Here is a 15,128-nt window from a genome sequence, read left to right as displayed (position 1 = left end):
ACCACCCGTTCCCATCCCGAACACGGAAGTTAAGACCTCCTGGGGCGACGATACTGCAAGGGAAAATAGCACGTTGCCAGGTAATTAAGAACAGAGCATCTATTTTGGTGCTCTGTTTCTTATTTGCAAAGGGTGTTCAATTAGGAAGTTTGAGTATCCTTCTGGGGCACGATACTGCAAGAAGATAAGACGTTGCGACGGTAAACTAGAGACTACATCGTAGGATGTAGTCTCTTCATAATTAATTCAAAACATTACTTCAAAAAAAGTAATATTTACATTATAATGTAATTGATAGAAAATATAACTATCGCCTGCTCATTGAGATTGTTGCGAAATAACAATAAACGCAGCAAGATTTTCTAGTTTTGGCGACAAAGATTTTTGCTTAAGAGGAGCGCAGATTAATGAAAAAATCAAAGAACCATCAATTTAGCATTAGAAAGAAGATTTCCTTATTTGTTATTATTCTGGCAATTGTTACTTATTCTACAAGTGCATTTTTTATCTATTTTGTTCAACCCAATTTTGTTCCGAATATTAATGAGGTTATATTTACGATTGCGACTTTAGTACTAGGGGTTTTCTGGTCGGGTTTACTTTCCTTCTTTATGGCAAGTTTTATCATTAAACCTTTGCAGAAGTTAGAAAAAGCTGCAAATCAGGCATCTGAAGGGGATATCGGTTGTGATGTTGAAGTATCAAACACTGATGATGAGATTCGTTCATTAGGAATAGCTTTTAACAATATGCTTTATAATCTTAGGGAAATTGTCCAGAGTATTGAAACAAATTGTGCGAAGACCAATGAGAATATGTTTGAAATTTTAAAAGCGTCATCGGCTGCTTCTCACCAAGCCGACTCTATTGTACATACCATCACAGAAATATCTGCAGGTGCAGAAACTTCCTCGATTGCGATTCAATCAACTGCAGAATCAGTTGAAAAGGTCACTCTTATTGCCAAAGAAGTACAAAATTATGCCAAGTCTTCTGAAAAAGTCTCGGCAGAAATGTTAATGGAACTAACAGAAAGTAAAGAAGTAATTCGTTCTTTAGTTGAGGGAATTAATAATCTAGCCAAAGGAAACCAGCAATCACTTGAAATTGTTAAAAGTCTCGAAGATAATGCTAAGAAAGTTGGTCAGATCATCCAGTTAGTAGGAGACATTGGGGAACAAACAAATTTACTTGCATTGAATGCTTCCATTGAAGCTGCTCGAGCAGGACAACATGGCAGAGGATTTGCGGTCGTTGCCGAAGAGGTACGAAAATTAGCCGATGAAAGCGCAAATGCCGTTCAAGGAATTTCAAGTCTTATTGAGAATATCCAGGCTGAAGTGTTAAATGTTGTGAATCAAATTACAATACAAGTTCAAAATGCAGATATGGAAGCGCATAAAGGATCCAGGACGAATGAAGTAATAGAAAAAATGACAAAAACAATTCTTGAAGTGGCACGTAGCGTTGAACAAATATCAAAACTTGTCGATCATCAAATGGAGGGCATTGACAAAAGCGCACATCAGTCTCGCGAAGTAGCCCAGATTGCAGAAAAAACTTCAGAAAGTGCAATGGAACTTGCTATTGCTACAAAGCAACAAGCGGAAATCGTCGATCAGGTTGAAACCCTTGTAGATAATTTAAGAATACAGTCAGAAATTTTGACAACTGCAATTACCCGCTTTCGCAAATAATTGGTAGGTTCTACTAAATTTATAGAGAAATACTCTGTTCCAACTAATCATAGGCGTACATGTACGCCTATGATTATATTATCGTGAGCTTGTTGTTTGAAGAAAACGAGAAGTCCTATTGTATAAGTACGACTTTACCGGAATCAATAAAGTAAAGTTCGGAAATACCATCGATATAACTGATATCCGCTTTGGCTTTGACACTGTCGGTTTCCGCAGGCTGAGTACCTTGCTGTCCTTTATACGAAGGATCGTAGAAAAAGATTTTAAACTTGCGAAGATTGCTGTTTGAAAGCTGATCCCGCTGTTCTCTAATAATACCGGTCAGAACATTTTCATCAATAGAAGGTGGCTGGATATATAAGACCTGAGAGTTCGTTTCAGACTGCGTATACAGGATAGTGTAAGTAAGCTTTGCAGAAGAGTTTACTGTAAAGTCCCCGTCAATCGTAAAATCTGCACGATTTGCATTGGCCATGGCCAATGATGTCAAGCTGGTACTGGATCTCGGTAATAAGCTTTTTATTAAAAGGGTATCTGTACCTTGAATTTTGTTGCCGCTGTCCCGGTACGTAACATACACTTTTCCGGAGAATATATACTCTGAAGAGTTGGAAACAGATATGTTCACTTTTCTTTGATTTTTAGAATTTAAGTACTGAAAGTCTGCAGATGCTGAGATATCTTTGAGATTAGCTGATAATATCAGCTGCTGGCTGTTTTCATTATTGGGCGTTGATGGCTGAGTTTTTGAAGATAAGCTGGAACTACTGGCCACTGCTGAAGAATCAGTCTGTTGAGCAGTTGTTGTCGGCGCGTTTTTAGAACAACCAGATAATAAAAGTAGGAAAAGGCAGGCTAAAATTATCGTATTTTTCATTGAGAGCTCCTTTAGTACCAAGAATTGCTTTTATTAATTCTATTATATAGTAAAATTGATTTTGGAGCGAAATAACAAGTGAATAAATTGTAATTGCATATAGTTAGGACAGAGCATTACGCTGCTCTGTCCTTTTGCGGCAAGGCAAGTGAAACTGGAAAAGCTCTGAATACGAGCTATCATTAATAACACTAATAACACTTTTGCAGACACTTATTTCTTTTGATAAAGCGATATATTCCTAAAGACAATAAGACAAGAGAGAAATACGAGAGAATTAAAACTGCATTTCAAGCTTGTCACCTTCCATGCTTCCAGTGGAATCTGCCCAGTTATGTGGGAACTCTAACACAAAAGCGGCATTCTTGATGCATGGGGAGACCTTTTTCGGAGAGAGATCATCAATGATTTTGACAATTTTCAGATCCTTGCTGACAAACCAGACAGAGAGGGGATAGCGCATCCCGATCATGTGGACCTGGTTGCAGGGATTAATCAACATACCATGAAAATCATCCAATTGCCTGGTTCCCAGCAGACCTCTCAGTCTGGTGAAAAAGGTGTCAGCCACTAGAACCGTCCCAAGATTCTTTTGTGTTCTTTGGTTGATAACAGTTAACTCTTTCATTAGTCGATTTCCTCGTTTTTCTTAGAGAGAATCTTAGATTATTCTTTGAATATTCTTCGTCCACAGACAAAAAATTATTTACCCAAAATATCCATGATATTAATGATTGCCGGGCCAAGTATCACGATGAAAAGGCTTGGAAAAACAAAGAAAACAAGTGGAACCATCATCTTTACGGGGGCTTTTTGCGCAGCTTCTTGTATGCGTTGTTTTCTTCTCAGACGGATTTGTGCCGACTGATTCCTGAGGACATTTCCCATAGAGATACCGAGCTGGTCAGCTTGAACCAATGAGGCAATTACATTGCTTAAATCTTCTACGTCATTTTTTTTGGCCATGTCTCTCAAAGCTTCCCGGCGTGGTTTGCCGATTTTGATTTCCTGCAGAACCAGGTTGAACTCTTCAGCAAGAATGCCTTTTTGTTTTTCTACGACTTTCATCATCGCTGCATCAAAGCCAAGTCCGGCTTCGACACTGACCATAACGAGATCTAGGATGTCAGGAAGCGTACGAAGAATCTCACTTTTACGTTGTTTGATCTTTGATTTAAGCCAGAAATTGGGAGCAATATTTCCAATAACAAAACAAAATAATGGAAATTCAATTTTTGTTAGGATTGGAAAGCTTAATATAAAGCTTAAAGCAGCAGCTGCTATTGCAAAGCATAGGCCAAGGATGAACCTAAGCGCTTTCCATTCAGCTGACGACCACCCTTTTAATCCGGCTGCAATTAATTCCTGGTCGTTCTGGTCCGTTTCTTTGTTATTCTTTGAGAAGACAGTAATTAATCTGCGAAAAAAACTGCTCTCGGATTTTTCTTGCTTGTTTTTATCTTGCTTGCTTTTGTCTTTTTTGGATTTTTCTTTTTGATTTTCTTCATTTTCTGTTGGCACTGAAGATCTTCCAAGGGAACGCATAATCCTGCTCTGGGAAAGAGAAGGCTGTTTCCTGGACAGAATCGCCAGAACTAAGAAGAAAATAAGGCAAAAACCACTGAAAATCAAGATTGACTCCATGACAATCTCCCCTAGAATTTAATATTAACAATCTTTCTGATGGCGATAAAACCGATGATTTCCAGAACAGCGCCACAGCATAATAACATAATTCCGAGTGGATCCTGGAACAGCGGCATCATAAATGAAGGCTGCATCATCGTGATAACCAGGCCAATTAAGATAGGCAAAGCACCAATAATATATCCCGACAATCTGCCTTGAGCAGTAAGTGTTTTGATCTCGCCTTGAATCTGTAAACGTTCCTGAATCGTATCGTGAATATTGATTAAAATTTCGGCTAGATTACCACCAATTTGCCGTTGAATCAGGATGGCAGTTACCATTAATTCCAGGTCTTTGCTTTCAACCCGCTGCGAGAGATTTAACAAAGCATTTTCGGTAGATTCCCCATAGGCCATTTCTTTCAGGGTGATTTTGATTTCGGAGGAGAGCGGATCTGGCATTTCTTGGGCTGCCATTTCCATGGCTTGAAATAAACTAAAACCGGCTTTTAAGGAATTAGCAAGGGTCAGAAGTATATCCGGCAGCTGGTTATTGAATTTTTTTATTTTTTTATTTTTAGCACTGCTGATATATAGCTTGGGAAAGATCAAACTTAACAGTGGCAGAACAATAAAAACAGCACTCAAAGGCAGGAGAATTAAGGCGATAAGGAAAGTAAGAATGAACAAGAAAATTTGCATTACGATGAATTCTCTGCCAGTTAACCCAATGTCACCGCTGTAAAGATCTTTATCAAGTTGTTTGCCCCATTTCCGAGGTGTATATTTGGACAGGGAAGTCAGATACTCTTTCCAGGAAGCAGCCTTTTTGGCTTTAACCGGGGTATCTTCTTTTTCTGCCACCAGTCGCTTAACTTTATCTTCAACGCTTTCATTTTTTGGTTTCAGGGCCATGATCAGTGAGTATATTAGGATAAATCCCATAATCGAGGCCACGACGATGACCTTTGTCATATAAATACCTCCGACGGCCATAGATGGCTAATCAACTAACAAAAATATTGTCCGGCAGGATTTGGCCCGTGGCAGCCAGCGTATCCATAAAGCGGGGGCGGACACCGGTAGCCTTAAAGCCACCGAGGACGTGGACATTGGAATCAACACCTTTTTGTTCAAATTTGTAGATATCCTGGGTGACAATGGTGTCTCCTTCCATACCAAGGACCTCAGTGATATGAGTAATTTTCCGGGTGCCGTCCCTGAGCCGGCTTTGCTGAACAACTAAGTCAATCGCACTGGAAATTTGCTCACGGATGGCCCGGATCGGCAAATCCATGCCTGCCATTAAAACCATGGTTTCGAGACGGGAGAGCATGTCCCTCGGGGTGTTAGCATGACCTGTGGTCAGGGAACCATCGTGTCCAGTATTCATGGCCTGCAACATATCCAAGGCTTCTCCGCCGCGGACTTCACCGACGATGATCCGGTCAGGCCTCATACGCAGCGTGTTTCTGACCAAGTCACGAATGGTGATGGCACCTTTTCCTTCTATGTTTGGCGGCCGGGTTTCAAGCGTTACCAAGTGGCTTTGATCAAGCTGCAGTTCAGCAGCATCTTCAATGGTAATGATCCGCTCGTGGTCCGGAATAAAGGAAGATAGGACGTTTAAGGTTGTGGTCTTACCTGACCCGGTACCGCCGGAAACGACAATATTCAGTCTGGCCTTGACGCAGGCTTCCAAGACAAGTGCCATATCTCTGGTCATTGTGCCAAAATTAATCAGATCTTCGACACGATAGGGGTCACGTGAAAATTTTCGGATCGTGATGGTGGGCCCTTTAAGCGCCAAAGGCGGGATAATTGCATTTACCCTGGAACCATCCGGCAGACGGGCATCTACCATTGGCTGACTTTCATCAATTCTTCGGCCAATCGGCGCGACAATTTTTTCAATAATATGCTGAACATGCTGGTCATCATTAAAAGTTACATTGGATAGTTCGACAATCCCATGACGTTCTACGTAGACCTGACTTGGTCCGTTGACCATAATCTCTGAAATACTGTCGTCATTTAATAGCGGGGAAATGGGGCCAAAACCAAGGATCTCATCTACCACTTCCTGAACGATTCTTTGCCTTTCATTCCGGGGCAGAAGGGCACCGTTGGCTTCAACATACTGGTCTATGACTTTTTGAACGATCGGCTCGACTTCTTGAGGATCAACATCATTGAGTTGAATATTTTTGATGGTTTCCTTATGGATAATGCTTTTGAGCTCCCTCCAGGGATCAACGGGCTGAGAGGAAGGAGAAGAGGTAAAGGCTTGTCTGATTTCAATCAGGCTTTGTTTCTCTGATCCGGTTCTTTCGCGTTCTTTACCTCTTTCCTGTTCTAAACGGCTAAGGAGCGACATGCGATCAACCTCCAAATCTTAAAAAGGAAAGACGGCTGGTTTCTTTGCTGTCCTGACCTTTTTTAGTAATTTCCGAATTAACACCTAGCGTACTCACCATTTTTTTAATTTCCAGAGCGGGAGCCGAACGGGCTAAAGCCTCAACAAACGGTACACCTTTATTAAGCACAGATGTGAGCTGCTCTTCATAAGGAATAAGATAGGTTACATTGAGGCCGAGACTGCTTTCAATATCCTTCATGCTGATACCGATTTTCTTTTCAAATTTATTTAGAATTAACTTGATTTTTGGGGAATACTCAAGCGTGTGCATGATTTCCAGCGCCAGCTTGGTATTTTTGATTGACGGAATGTCCATGCCGGCCACAACCCAGATCTCGTCTGCGGCCTCTAAGCCGGCAAGGCTGATATCATCAAAACGGCTGGTATTGTCAAGAATTACAAAATCATAATGGGGTTTAATTTCTTCCAGGATTTGCTCAATATGTTCTGTGGTTACTTTTTCTGCATATTCAGGGCGATTCGTAGCCGCCAGGATTTCCAGTCCGGAAGAATGGCTAAGGGTATGAAGCCGGATATCTTCTTCTTTGATCGAACCGGCCTGGACCAGATCGGTAATGGTTCTTTTCGGAACAAGATTTAAGAAGGAGGCGATGTCCCCAAATTGCAGGCTCAAGTCTAATAAAAGGACTTTGGATGACTTCGCCAATTCAACACCGAGGTTCACAGCGGTCGTCGTTTTGCCTACCCCTCCCTTGGCGCTGAAAATACTGATTACTTTTGCTGCAGTGTCGGATGTTTTTACAGCGGAATCGGGGGACAGAGGGGAATTGATCATTTCTCTTTTGCGGCTTTCCTTGTGATACACGTTCAGGATTGTACTGGTAAGTTCTTTGCCGGTAAACGGTTTGACGATATAAGATTTGGCTCCGGCCATCATGGCTTTGGTCATATGGTCGGGGTCGTTTTCAACGGACATCATAATAATGGAGGTATTTGGAATGCGGAAAGAAAGCAGTTCTGTTGTTTTTATCCCGTCAATGTCGGGCATGCTGATATCCATTAAAATAATTTCCGGTTTCAACAATTCTGCCAGACGGATTGCTTCAGAACCGCAGCCTGCTTCGCCGATGACTTCAAAGCCGGAATCAAGAGCAAGGATCCGGCGAATGTTTTCGCGGGTATTTCTGATATCATCAACAATGAGAATCCGTATACCTTGCATGCGCTATACCTCCTTTTTATTTATAATGACTGAAATAATCGGCGTTTGTATAGACATTAGGATCAATGGGTGCTTCGGTGTAAGTTTCTTTATTGGCGGGGTTTCTCAGCAGTAAGCGGATGGAACCTTTTTCACTGCCCAGTGTTACGGCCATAGACTGGGAAACACTCATAGCAAGGACATAAGAGCCAGGATTTTCGGCAGTTTCTCCTTCTTTGAGAATGGTATCACCCGTGTTTAAGACCAAAACATCCTGGGCAGCTAAAGAAGTAATTGTTCTTTGATTTCCCTGGCTATCCTTAATATCCATGGTAATCAGGATATCCACATGGTCACCGGGCTTTACCTTATAGCTGACACTGCCCACCAGATCGACAGGAATAGCAACGGCTCTTTTACCTGAAGGAACAGTCAGTGAAAAGCTGTCGGCTGAGGCACCTGAACTGCTGCCGGTTTGGTACGGATCTCCAAGCATAGGACTCAGCAGTACATCACCCTGACTGACGTCAACCAGGAGTACCCGGCCTGTCAATTCTTTCACGGTAGAGGCCCCCCCCTGAGGATAGGCTGAAAGCGGAACTTGTTTGATTTGGAGCTGATCAGCCTTTAGGATACTTCGGGAGGAAATATCCGCTGCTGCAACAACCAGTGGTTTTAAGTCTTGGCTTGATGCTCCCGAACCATAGTTTAGGTAGAAAAAGACAGCCAAGCTAAAAATCAGTCCTGAGATAATCGCCATAAAAACATAGAATTTTCTTTTCACTAGTCATCCCTCAATTCATTAGCAGTTTTATAGAATATAAACCGTAATCCTGTACGGGGTTATTTCCGTCATCAATAATTGAACTTGTTTCTTTGCCGAGTGTGGAACAGGTCTTTAAAAAACGCCCCGTGATAAAACAGTCATTGCCATTTCGGGTCACATTTTCAATAAAAAAGGCTGCAAATCCAAGAATCTTGACTTCCTGGATGGATTCACCTGATCGAGTGAGGACTTCTACGATAGGGATAAAGACAATCTCGGGAGCATTGCTGTCATGATCAGTAAAAGTATTCCCAGGGACACGCGTATCGGAAGCAAGCCGGGTATCAAGACCTTTTCGTGTCGGACCGCTCATATTACCGGTTTCTATCTGCAGGGTCTGGCCGACAGATAGCGGGGTATTATTTCCGTAGGCGAGTGCATCTTCGTAGGTGCTGGCACCTGATCCATCCAACCTGACAGGACCATACCAGCCGGTTTCACCTTCCGGAGGGGCATTTTTCAGTGTATATTCCTGGCCATAGACAAAGTCCTGTATCGTAACACTTAAAGGAGCGGCTCCGGCGATACTGCGGACAGGGTAAACACCTGCCTTGGAACGTGCACTGACTTTTCCTTTGGTAATACCCAGTGCTTTGGCCAAAAACATGGAATGTTCTTCAGAAGCAGATACCTCAATTTCCCGGTTATGATTGGATATCGAAATTGAGGGAAGGGAGACATCATTATTGGCAGCATATTCTGCAGCAGTTAGATAAGCGTCCTGCGGACTATCCGGTAATTTTTGAGCGCCTGCTAACGCTGCTGCATCTACCGCATTCTGTAACCTTGCTTTTTCCACATAGAGAACGGCCATATCTGTACATAGGGCACCAAAGCCCAGAAGAACAACTAAAAGTACTGCCGTAAGAACGGCAATACTGCCTTTTTCATTTTTGAAGGGATGATTCTTCATAGCAAATACTCCTATTCAATGCGCATGGACAGGCTCGCATGGATCACAACCGGATCCGGAAGAATATGATTTAATACCGGAGTCGTAAGAGATACAGGATAAGAGGCAGATACCGTAACATTTGAGCCGGAATGTCTGCTGGACTCAATTGGGGTGATCTGAATGGTCAGCAGGTTGCGGTCTAACAAGGGGGCGGAATCAGCCACTGAAGCCTGGATAGCGCTATCCAATCCGCTTAAGCTGGCTGTCCGGGCACCGCTTCGGACAGCGTTATTGAGAGTCACGTAGGAATAGCCGAGCCGCCCAAACTCAACCACGCCAAAGACAAGGAGCAGAAAGATGGGCAGGACCAGCGCAAATTCGACAAGAGACTGGCCATTGGAGGATTTTATTAATTTTTTTAGCATTTTTCAATACCCTCCCAATGCAGATTCTAATAAACGTTCGCCCCATCAACCCAAATATCACTGAGCAGATATGGGAAAATTAACAATTCAAAGACTGTTTGAATACCTGATAAGAGAGGTAACCTTTCTTAGTTTAAGAAAGCCCTACTGTTCTCTGACAGTAGAGCTTTCTCTGAGAACCCAAAAGATTATGATGCTGGTTTGAGAGCAGTGCCAATTGAATCCAAAATACTATCCAAGTTTGTACCGATAACGGTGACCGCGCCAATTACAACAATTGCAATTAAAGCGATAATAAGACCGTACTCTGTAAGTGCCTGACCCTTTTCATCTTTCTGGAATCTTTGAAGGAATTGAACAAGGTATAACATCATGATAATCTCTCCCTTTAATAATATATTTTCGTTTTTTAGTGTTCTGGTTTGTATTACAAATTTACAACAGTTTGACAATTGAAACAATTCACCGTAAGTCACGATGTGATAGGACTAAAGACTTATTAATATCCTGTGCTTTTTAAGAATCTTATCAAATAAGGGTTGATTGTCCTGAGAATTTCTTGTTTTTGGGTGATAAATACTTTACATTATATATACCATCATATAACCATCATATATAGGTAAAAATGATATCGAGGACTCAACAAGGAATTATTCAAAGGCCTTATATGTTGAATAATTAAAGGAATTAGCTTAGAATTGTGGAAATATTACTGTTGTAATGAAAAGCTGGGGGTTTGGAACGTTGGCGACGAAGACGACAAAAAAGAACCGACGGGGGTCACGTAAAAAAAGACAGTCCGTTCATGATACGATTCGAAATGAGATTATTGGAATCCTGGTGATGGGCTTGGCCTGTCTGGGATTCGTCATGCTCTATTCCAACAGTAAGGGTGCTATTGTCACGCTGATGATTAAAGCACTCAGGATTGCGGCAGGCGATGGCAGTGTCGGGATTTTTATCATCCTCGGAGTTATCGGGATCAGCCTGATGAGCAACAACCGGAGAAGTATGAAATCCAGGATAATCGGTGCGGTTTTATTATGGCTCGTAGCGGAAGGATTCCTGCATCTCGGGTCATCTGCTGCGTATGATACTGCAGGGCTGCTTGAGCTTGGCAAAGCAGGATTAGGAGGTGGCCTTCTTGGCGCGGTGATCAGTATCATGCTGGTCATGCTGGTCGGCGTGACAGGTGGTTATGTGATTCTGGCAGTGCTGGCCTTGATCGGCGCCATCCTGGTAATGAACCGCTCTCTGGTCGGGACGATCAAAGACCTGTTGTCCCTCACAGCAAGTTTCGCACAGATGGTCGATCGTCACATCAGGGATTTTCTGCAAGTACTGGCGGACGGACGCCAAGAAAGACAGAAGCGCAAAGAGGATGACCGGAACAGCATGTTTGCCGCAGCAAAGAAAGGTGAGCCTGTAAAGTCCCCAACCCCGGGTGATTATTTCGATTCAAAGCAGAGTAGCCCGGTGATCGAAATTTTTGGGGAAGAACGGAATCGAGGAGAAGAACGGAATAAAAAAAACAAGCAGGTTCCGCAGTCGGAAACGGATCATTACCTGATTAACACAAGGATGGACGATTCAGCCGAAAGAAGGACTGGAAATTTAGGGGATTCAGCAGGAGGCATGGAGACTGCAGCGGCACCGCCGGGCAAGCTTACCGGGACGCCTATTTCCAGACAGACCGAGAAGAACGAACATTACAGGCTGCCACCTTTGAATCTTGTCCATAAATCAATGAAAAAAGGCCAAAAAAGCGGCAAGGACATTGCCGATAATGTCCGTCTGCTGGAAGATACGCTGGCCAGTTTCGGGGTCAGGGTCAAAGTCACAAGAGTCACACAGGGGCCGACGATTACCCGCTATGAGGTTCAGCCTGCACCTGGTGTCAAAGTCAGTAAAATTACCAGCCTCTCAGATGATATTGCACTGAGCCTGGCAGCCTCCGATGTGCGGATGGAAGCGCCGATCCCGGGAAAGTCTGCAGTTGGGATAGAGGTCCCGAATAAGGAGATTGCCATTGTTCATTTCCGGGAAGTGCTGGAAACGGAAGATTTTCAGGACTCACCAAGCAAGCTTAGTTTGGCGCTCGGCAAAGATATCACTGGCACGCCAATTATCGGCGATCTGACGAGAATGCCACACCTACTGATTGCCGGAGCGACCGGAGCAGGAAAATCGGTTTGCATCAATACGATTATCGGAAGTATCGTTTATAAAGCAAAACCGGATGAAGTAAAACTGTTGCTGATTGATCCCAAAGTTGTTGAACTGGCCAATTACAATGGAATTCCGCATCTGATCTCTCCTGTGGTAACAGAGCCACAGAGAGCCGCCGGAGCTTTGAAGTGGATTGTTACCGAAATGGAGACAAGATATGAACTTTTTGCAGCTTCCGGAGTTCGCGATATCGTCAGATATAATTTCCTGGTTAGTGAAAAAAAGGATACTGAATCGAAGCCGCTGCCGTATGTTGTCGTCATCATCGACGAGTTAGCCGATTTGATGATGGTTGCTCCGGGAGAGGTTGAAGAGTCTATCTGCCGGCTGGCCCAGATGGCCAGGGCAGCAGGTATTCATCTGATTGTTGCGACGCAGAGACCCTCGGTTGATGTCATCACCGGTCTGATCAAAGCCAATATTCCTTCCAGAATCGCTTTTGCGGTTTCTTCCCAGATCGATTCCAGAACTATTTTGGATATGGGCGGTGCAGAAAAACTGCTCGGCCGCGGGGACATGCTCTATCATCCAATCGGGATCAGCAAGCCGATTCGGGTCCAGGGTTGTTTCCTGTCAGACAAGGAAGTCAAAAATATTGTGGATTATCTGCTGGAACAGGCCAAGCCGGAGTATTTTGAAATTCCGGAGGTGAGCTTGAGTTCCGGAAATTCTGAGGAGCCGGAAGATGAACTTTTCTACAAGGCTGCAAATATCTTTATGGAGAGCAATACGGCATCCGTGTCCTTGCTTCAGCGCAGACTAAAGATTGGCTATTCCAGGGCGGCTAGAATCGTTGATATGCTTGAGGAAAAAGGGGTCGTCGGCCAGCATGAAGGCTCGAAACCCAGGGAAGTTTTGATGACCAAAGGCCAATTTGAACAAAAATTCGGGAAAAACTTAAATTCTTAGCCATGATTACCAAATATTTGCGCTTTTTGGTTAATTTCAGGAAGGATTAGTTAAAATACTGTAGAATAAAAAAGATTGGGGAAGATTATGCTGCGTGAAATTTCCATCGATGAATGTTCTGAGCTATCAGATGCATTATATATAGATGTGAGGTCAAAAAACGAATTTGAGGAAGGAACGATTCCCGGAGCGGTAAACATACCAATCTTCAATAATGAAGAGAGAGCCGTCATTGGAACGATATATACCAAAGAGTCTCCCCAAAAAGCCAGAGATATCGGATTAGAGATTGTCAGCCGAAAACTGCCGGATTTATATAAGCAAGTTGAAGAAGCTGCCGGGAAAAGACCGATTCTGCTCTTTTGCTGGCGCGGAGGAATGAGAAGCAAGTCTTTGGCTGCAGTACTCGACCTGATGGGGTTGCCGGTATTTCGGCTGATTGGCGGATACAAGGCCTATAGGCATTCGATTGTTTCCTTTTTTGAGACTGGATTTCATCATCAGGTTGTCGTCCTGAAAGGGAATACCGGAACCGGAAAAACAGAGTTGCTGAAAAAACTCAAGGGAGAGGGTTATCCGGTCATTGATCTTGAGGGGCTATCCAATAATCGCGGTTCAGTTTTTGGCTGCATTGGTCTTGGTGCTCAGCCTACTCAAAAAACGTTTGAATCTTTGCTTTACGAGGAAATTCATCGCTATAATCAAGATCTGTATTTGGTGATGGAATGCGAAAGCCGGCGCATCGGCAAAATCACACTCCCTGACGCAGTTTTTAAGGCCATGCAGCAGGGAACTTCCGTTCTTGTTTATGATTCGCTGGACAACAGAGCCAAACGGTTGATGCTCGAGTATACGGATAACCCGGGAATAACTGAAGAACTTAAAACGGCTCTGGACAGACTGACGAAAAGACTGGGACGAAAGAAGATTGATCAGCTTTATGATTCTCTGCAGAAACAGGCTTACGAAGACTTTGCCCGGTATCTTATTATGGAATACTATGACCAGCTGTATGGTTATCCCAATCAGGAATCTGAAGACTATGCCTTATGTATTTCTCAGGAATCTATGTTATTATCACTGGAAATACTGAAACAATTTTTGAATGACCGGTTTGCTTATGGTAATTGATTTAAATTAAATATTAATAGGGTGGTGTAGAAATGGCTGGTGAAGGGGCCGTTCTTAAGAAGGCCAGAGAAGAAAAAGGTTTAAGTTATCAGGAGGTTGAAGACAGCATTAAGATTAGAGTGCGGTATCTGGAAGCTCTGGAGAATGAGAACTATGGCGTGCTACCCGGAACCACCTATACCAGAGGCTTTTTACGGACGTATGCTAAACATCTTGGCATTAATCCGCAGGAGATTATAGATAGCTATAATGCTTCTTTGGTCAAAGAAGTTGAGCCTGACATTGAGCCACGCTTAAGTCCGATTCCAAGCAATCAGGTATGGTTCAGACCTGTCGTCCTTGCAGGAATGGCCATCCTGGCTGTGATCATTGTCGGCGGGATTATCTTTGTGTCAAACTTGGGCAACAAATCCGGTACTTTTCATTATACACCCACCCCTTTGCCGGCTGCACCGAAGGCGAGCGATCAAAATACTGCCGATTCCGGTACGGGGCAGAATACGAATACTGCCGGGCAGGAACAAAATGCCGGGCAGCCGTCTCAGCAGCCTGAACAATATGAGGGCATTGTCGCCGAGCTTACGTTTACTGCTGATTGCTGGGTCGTGGTCAATGTGGACGGCAAGCAGGCTTTGAGCGGGACGATCCCTTCAGGAACAATACAAACGCTGCAGGCTGACAAGCAAATTGAATTTGTATCGATCGGCAACGCCGGCGGACTGTCACTCAAAGTGAACGGACATAACGTCCCGCCGCTCGGGAAGACCGGTGATGTCCTTCGAAGCTACATCATTGATGAGAATAAAGTGAAAGAGCTTGCAGGAAGTTAGTTTTACACCAAGCTGATAAGATAAGATTGTTAAGAGGGTATACCGGAAGACCAGGATACCCTCTTCCTATGTTTGCGAATCACGTCAAATCGATTTA

The 15,128-nt window shown here is 43.4% G+C and carries 14 protein-coding genes and 1 rRNA gene; 5 read left to right on the top strand and 10 right to left on the bottom strand.

The window, feature by feature from the left end; genetic code table 11:
• Both rrf and OKX56_RS11720 read left to right on the top strand, forming a co-directional pair.
• A 5S ribosomal RNA gene (rrf, locus tag OKX56_RS11725) occupies positions 1-82 on the top strand; the annotation flags it as partial.
• Between the two features lie 325 nt (positions 83-407).
• Positions 408-1,697 carry a methyl-accepting chemotaxis protein gene (locus OKX56_RS11720; protein WP_019226776.1) on the top strand — a complete coding sequence of 430 codons (1,290 nt, stop codon included), beginning with the start codon at positions 408-410 and terminating at the stop codon, positions 1,695-1,697.
• 115 nt (positions 1,698-1,812) lie between these two features.
• Here OKX56_RS11720 and OKX56_RS11715 read toward each other — a convergent pair whose 3' ends face one another.
• The 10 genes from OKX56_RS11715 to OKX56_RS11670 form a co-directional block, all read right to left on the bottom strand.
• Complete coding sequence (locus OKX56_RS11715) at positions 1,813-2,577, bottom strand: hypothetical protein (RefSeq protein WP_019226775.1); 765 nt, start codon at positions 2,575-2,577, stop codon at positions 1,813-1,815.
• Positions 2,578-2,854: 277 nt separating this feature from the next.
• Complete coding sequence (locus tag OKX56_RS11710) at positions 2,855-3,205, bottom strand: DUF192 domain-containing protein (RefSeq protein ID WP_019226774.1); 351 nt, start codon at positions 3,203-3,205, stop codon at positions 2,855-2,857.
• A gap of 74 nt (positions 3,206-3,279) precedes the next feature.
• On the bottom strand, positions 3,280-4,221 hold the full coding sequence (locus tag OKX56_RS11705; protein WP_019226773.1) for a type II secretion system F family protein: 942 nt from the start codon (positions 4,219-4,221) through the stop codon (positions 3,280-3,282).
• Between the two features lie 11 nt (positions 4,222-4,232).
• Positions 4,233-5,180, bottom strand: coding sequence for a type II secretion system F family protein (locus tag OKX56_RS11700; protein WP_025205431.1), 948 nt, complete (start codon positions 5,178-5,180; stop codon positions 4,233-4,235).
• A 31-nt stretch (positions 5,181-5,211) separates the two neighbouring features.
• On the bottom strand, positions 5,212-6,582 hold the full coding sequence (locus OKX56_RS11695; RefSeq protein ID WP_019226772.1) for a TadA family conjugal transfer-associated ATPase: 1,371 nt from the start codon (positions 6,580-6,582) through the stop codon (positions 5,212-5,214).
• 4 nt (positions 6,583-6,586) lie between these two features.
• Positions 6,587-7,807 carry a CpaE/TadZ family protein gene (locus OKX56_RS11690; protein ID WP_019226771.1) on the bottom strand — a complete coding sequence of 407 codons (1,221 nt, stop codon included), beginning with the start codon at positions 7,805-7,807 and terminating at the stop codon, positions 6,587-6,589.
• A gap of 16 nt (positions 7,808-7,823) precedes the next feature.
• A complete protein-coding gene (gene cpaB / locus OKX56_RS11685) occupies positions 7,824-8,570 on the bottom strand; it encodes a Flp pilus assembly protein CpaB (RefSeq protein ID WP_019226770.1) in 747 nt (248 codons plus the stop codon).
• Between the two features lie 10 nt (positions 8,571-8,580).
• Positions 8,581-9,525: a pilus assembly protein TadG-related protein gene (locus OKX56_RS11680; RefSeq protein WP_019226769.1), complete on the bottom strand. Its 945-nt coding sequence runs from the start codon at positions 9,523-9,525 to the stop codon at positions 8,581-8,583.
• A gap of 11 nt (positions 9,526-9,536) precedes the next feature.
• Entirely contained in the window at positions 9,537-9,932 is a 396-nt protein-coding gene (locus OKX56_RS11675; RefSeq protein ID WP_019226768.1) for a TadE/TadG family type IV pilus assembly protein, read from the bottom strand.
• 188 nt (positions 9,933-10,120) lie between these two features.
• A complete protein-coding gene (locus OKX56_RS11670) occupies positions 10,121-10,306 on the bottom strand; it encodes a Flp family type IVb pilin (RefSeq protein ID WP_019226767.1) in 186 nt (61 codons plus the stop codon).
• A gap of 346 nt (positions 10,307-10,652) precedes the next feature.
• Here OKX56_RS11670 and OKX56_RS11665 point away from each other — a divergent pair, with 346 nt between their 5' ends.
• The 3 genes from OKX56_RS11665 (at position 10,653) to OKX56_RS11655 (ending at position 15,031) form a co-directional block, all read left to right on the top strand.
• Positions 10,653-13,070: a DNA translocase FtsK gene (locus OKX56_RS11665; RefSeq protein ID WP_051408095.1), complete on the top strand. Its 2,418-nt coding sequence runs from the start codon at positions 10,653-10,655 to the stop codon at positions 13,068-13,070.
• Positions 13,071-13,157: 87 nt separating this feature from the next.
• Positions 13,158-14,201 (top strand): tRNA 2-selenouridine(34) synthase MnmH, encoded by a 1,044-nt coding sequence (gene mnmH, locus OKX56_RS11660; RefSeq protein WP_019226766.1) that lies wholly within the window; start codon positions 13,158-13,160, stop codon positions 14,199-14,201.
• Between the two features lie 32 nt (positions 14,202-14,233).
• Positions 14,234-15,031 (top strand): helix-turn-helix domain-containing protein, encoded by a 798-nt coding sequence (locus tag OKX56_RS11655; protein WP_019226765.1) that lies wholly within the window; start codon positions 14,234-14,236, stop codon positions 15,029-15,031.
• Positions 15,032-15,128 lie beyond the last annotated feature (97 nt).

The organism is Dehalobacter sp., from assembly GCF_030063005.1.
In the GTDB taxonomy this organism is placed as follows: domain Bacteria; phylum Bacillota; class Desulfitobacteriia; order Desulfitobacteriales; family Syntrophobotulaceae; genus Dehalobacter; species Dehalobacter restrictus.
Note: the sequence above shows the minus strand (reverse complement) of the source record. Positions and strands in the feature narration are given on the sequence as shown.

Coding starts and splice junctions, on each gene's coding strand:
- OKX56_RS11670 (WP_019226767.1), bottom strand. CDS start 10,306: ATGATGTTATACCTTGTTCAATTCCTTCAAAGATTCCAGAAAGATGAA.
- OKX56_RS11705 (WP_019226773.1), bottom strand. CDS start 4,221: ATGGAGTCAATCTTGATTTTCAGTGGTTTTTGCCTTATTTTCTTCTTA.
- OKX56_RS11665 (WP_051408095.1), top strand. CDS start 10,653: ATGAAAAGCTGGGGGTTTGGAACGTTGGCGACGAAGACGACAAAAAAG.
- OKX56_RS11690 (WP_019226771.1), bottom strand. CDS start 7,807: ATGCAAGGTATACGGATTCTCATTGTTGATGATATCAGAAATACCCGC.
- OKX56_RS11680 (WP_019226769.1), bottom strand. CDS start 9,525: ATGAAGAATCATCCCTTCAAAAATGAAAAAGGCAGTATTGCCGTTCTT.
- OKX56_RS11700 (WP_025205431.1), bottom strand. CDS start 5,180: ATGACAAAGGTCATCGTCGTGGCCTCGATTATGGGATTTATCCTAATA.
- OKX56_RS11710 (WP_019226774.1), bottom strand. CDS start 3,205: ATGAAAGAGTTAACTGTTATCAACCAAAGAACACAAAAGAATCTTGGG.
- OKX56_RS11675 (WP_019226768.1), bottom strand. CDS start 9,932: ATGCTAAAAAAATTAATAAAATCCTCCAATGGCCAGTCTCTTGTCGAA.
- OKX56_RS11655 (WP_019226765.1), top strand. CDS start 14,234: ATGGCTGGTGAAGGGGCCGTTCTTAAGAAGGCCAGAGAAGAAAAAGGT.
- OKX56_RS11695 (WP_019226772.1), bottom strand. CDS start 6,582: ATGTCGCTCCTTAGCCGTTTAGAACAGGAAAGAGGTAAAGAACGCGAA.
- mnmH (WP_019226766.1), top strand. CDS start 13,158: ATGCTGCGTGAAATTTCCATCGATGAATGTTCTGAGCTATCAGATGCA.
- OKX56_RS11715 (WP_019226775.1), bottom strand. CDS start 2,577: ATGAAAAATACGATAATTTTAGCCTGCCTTTTCCTACTTTTATTATCT.
- OKX56_RS11720 (WP_019226776.1), top strand. CDS start 408: ATGAAAAAATCAAAGAACCATCAATTTAGCATTAGAAAGAAGATTTCC.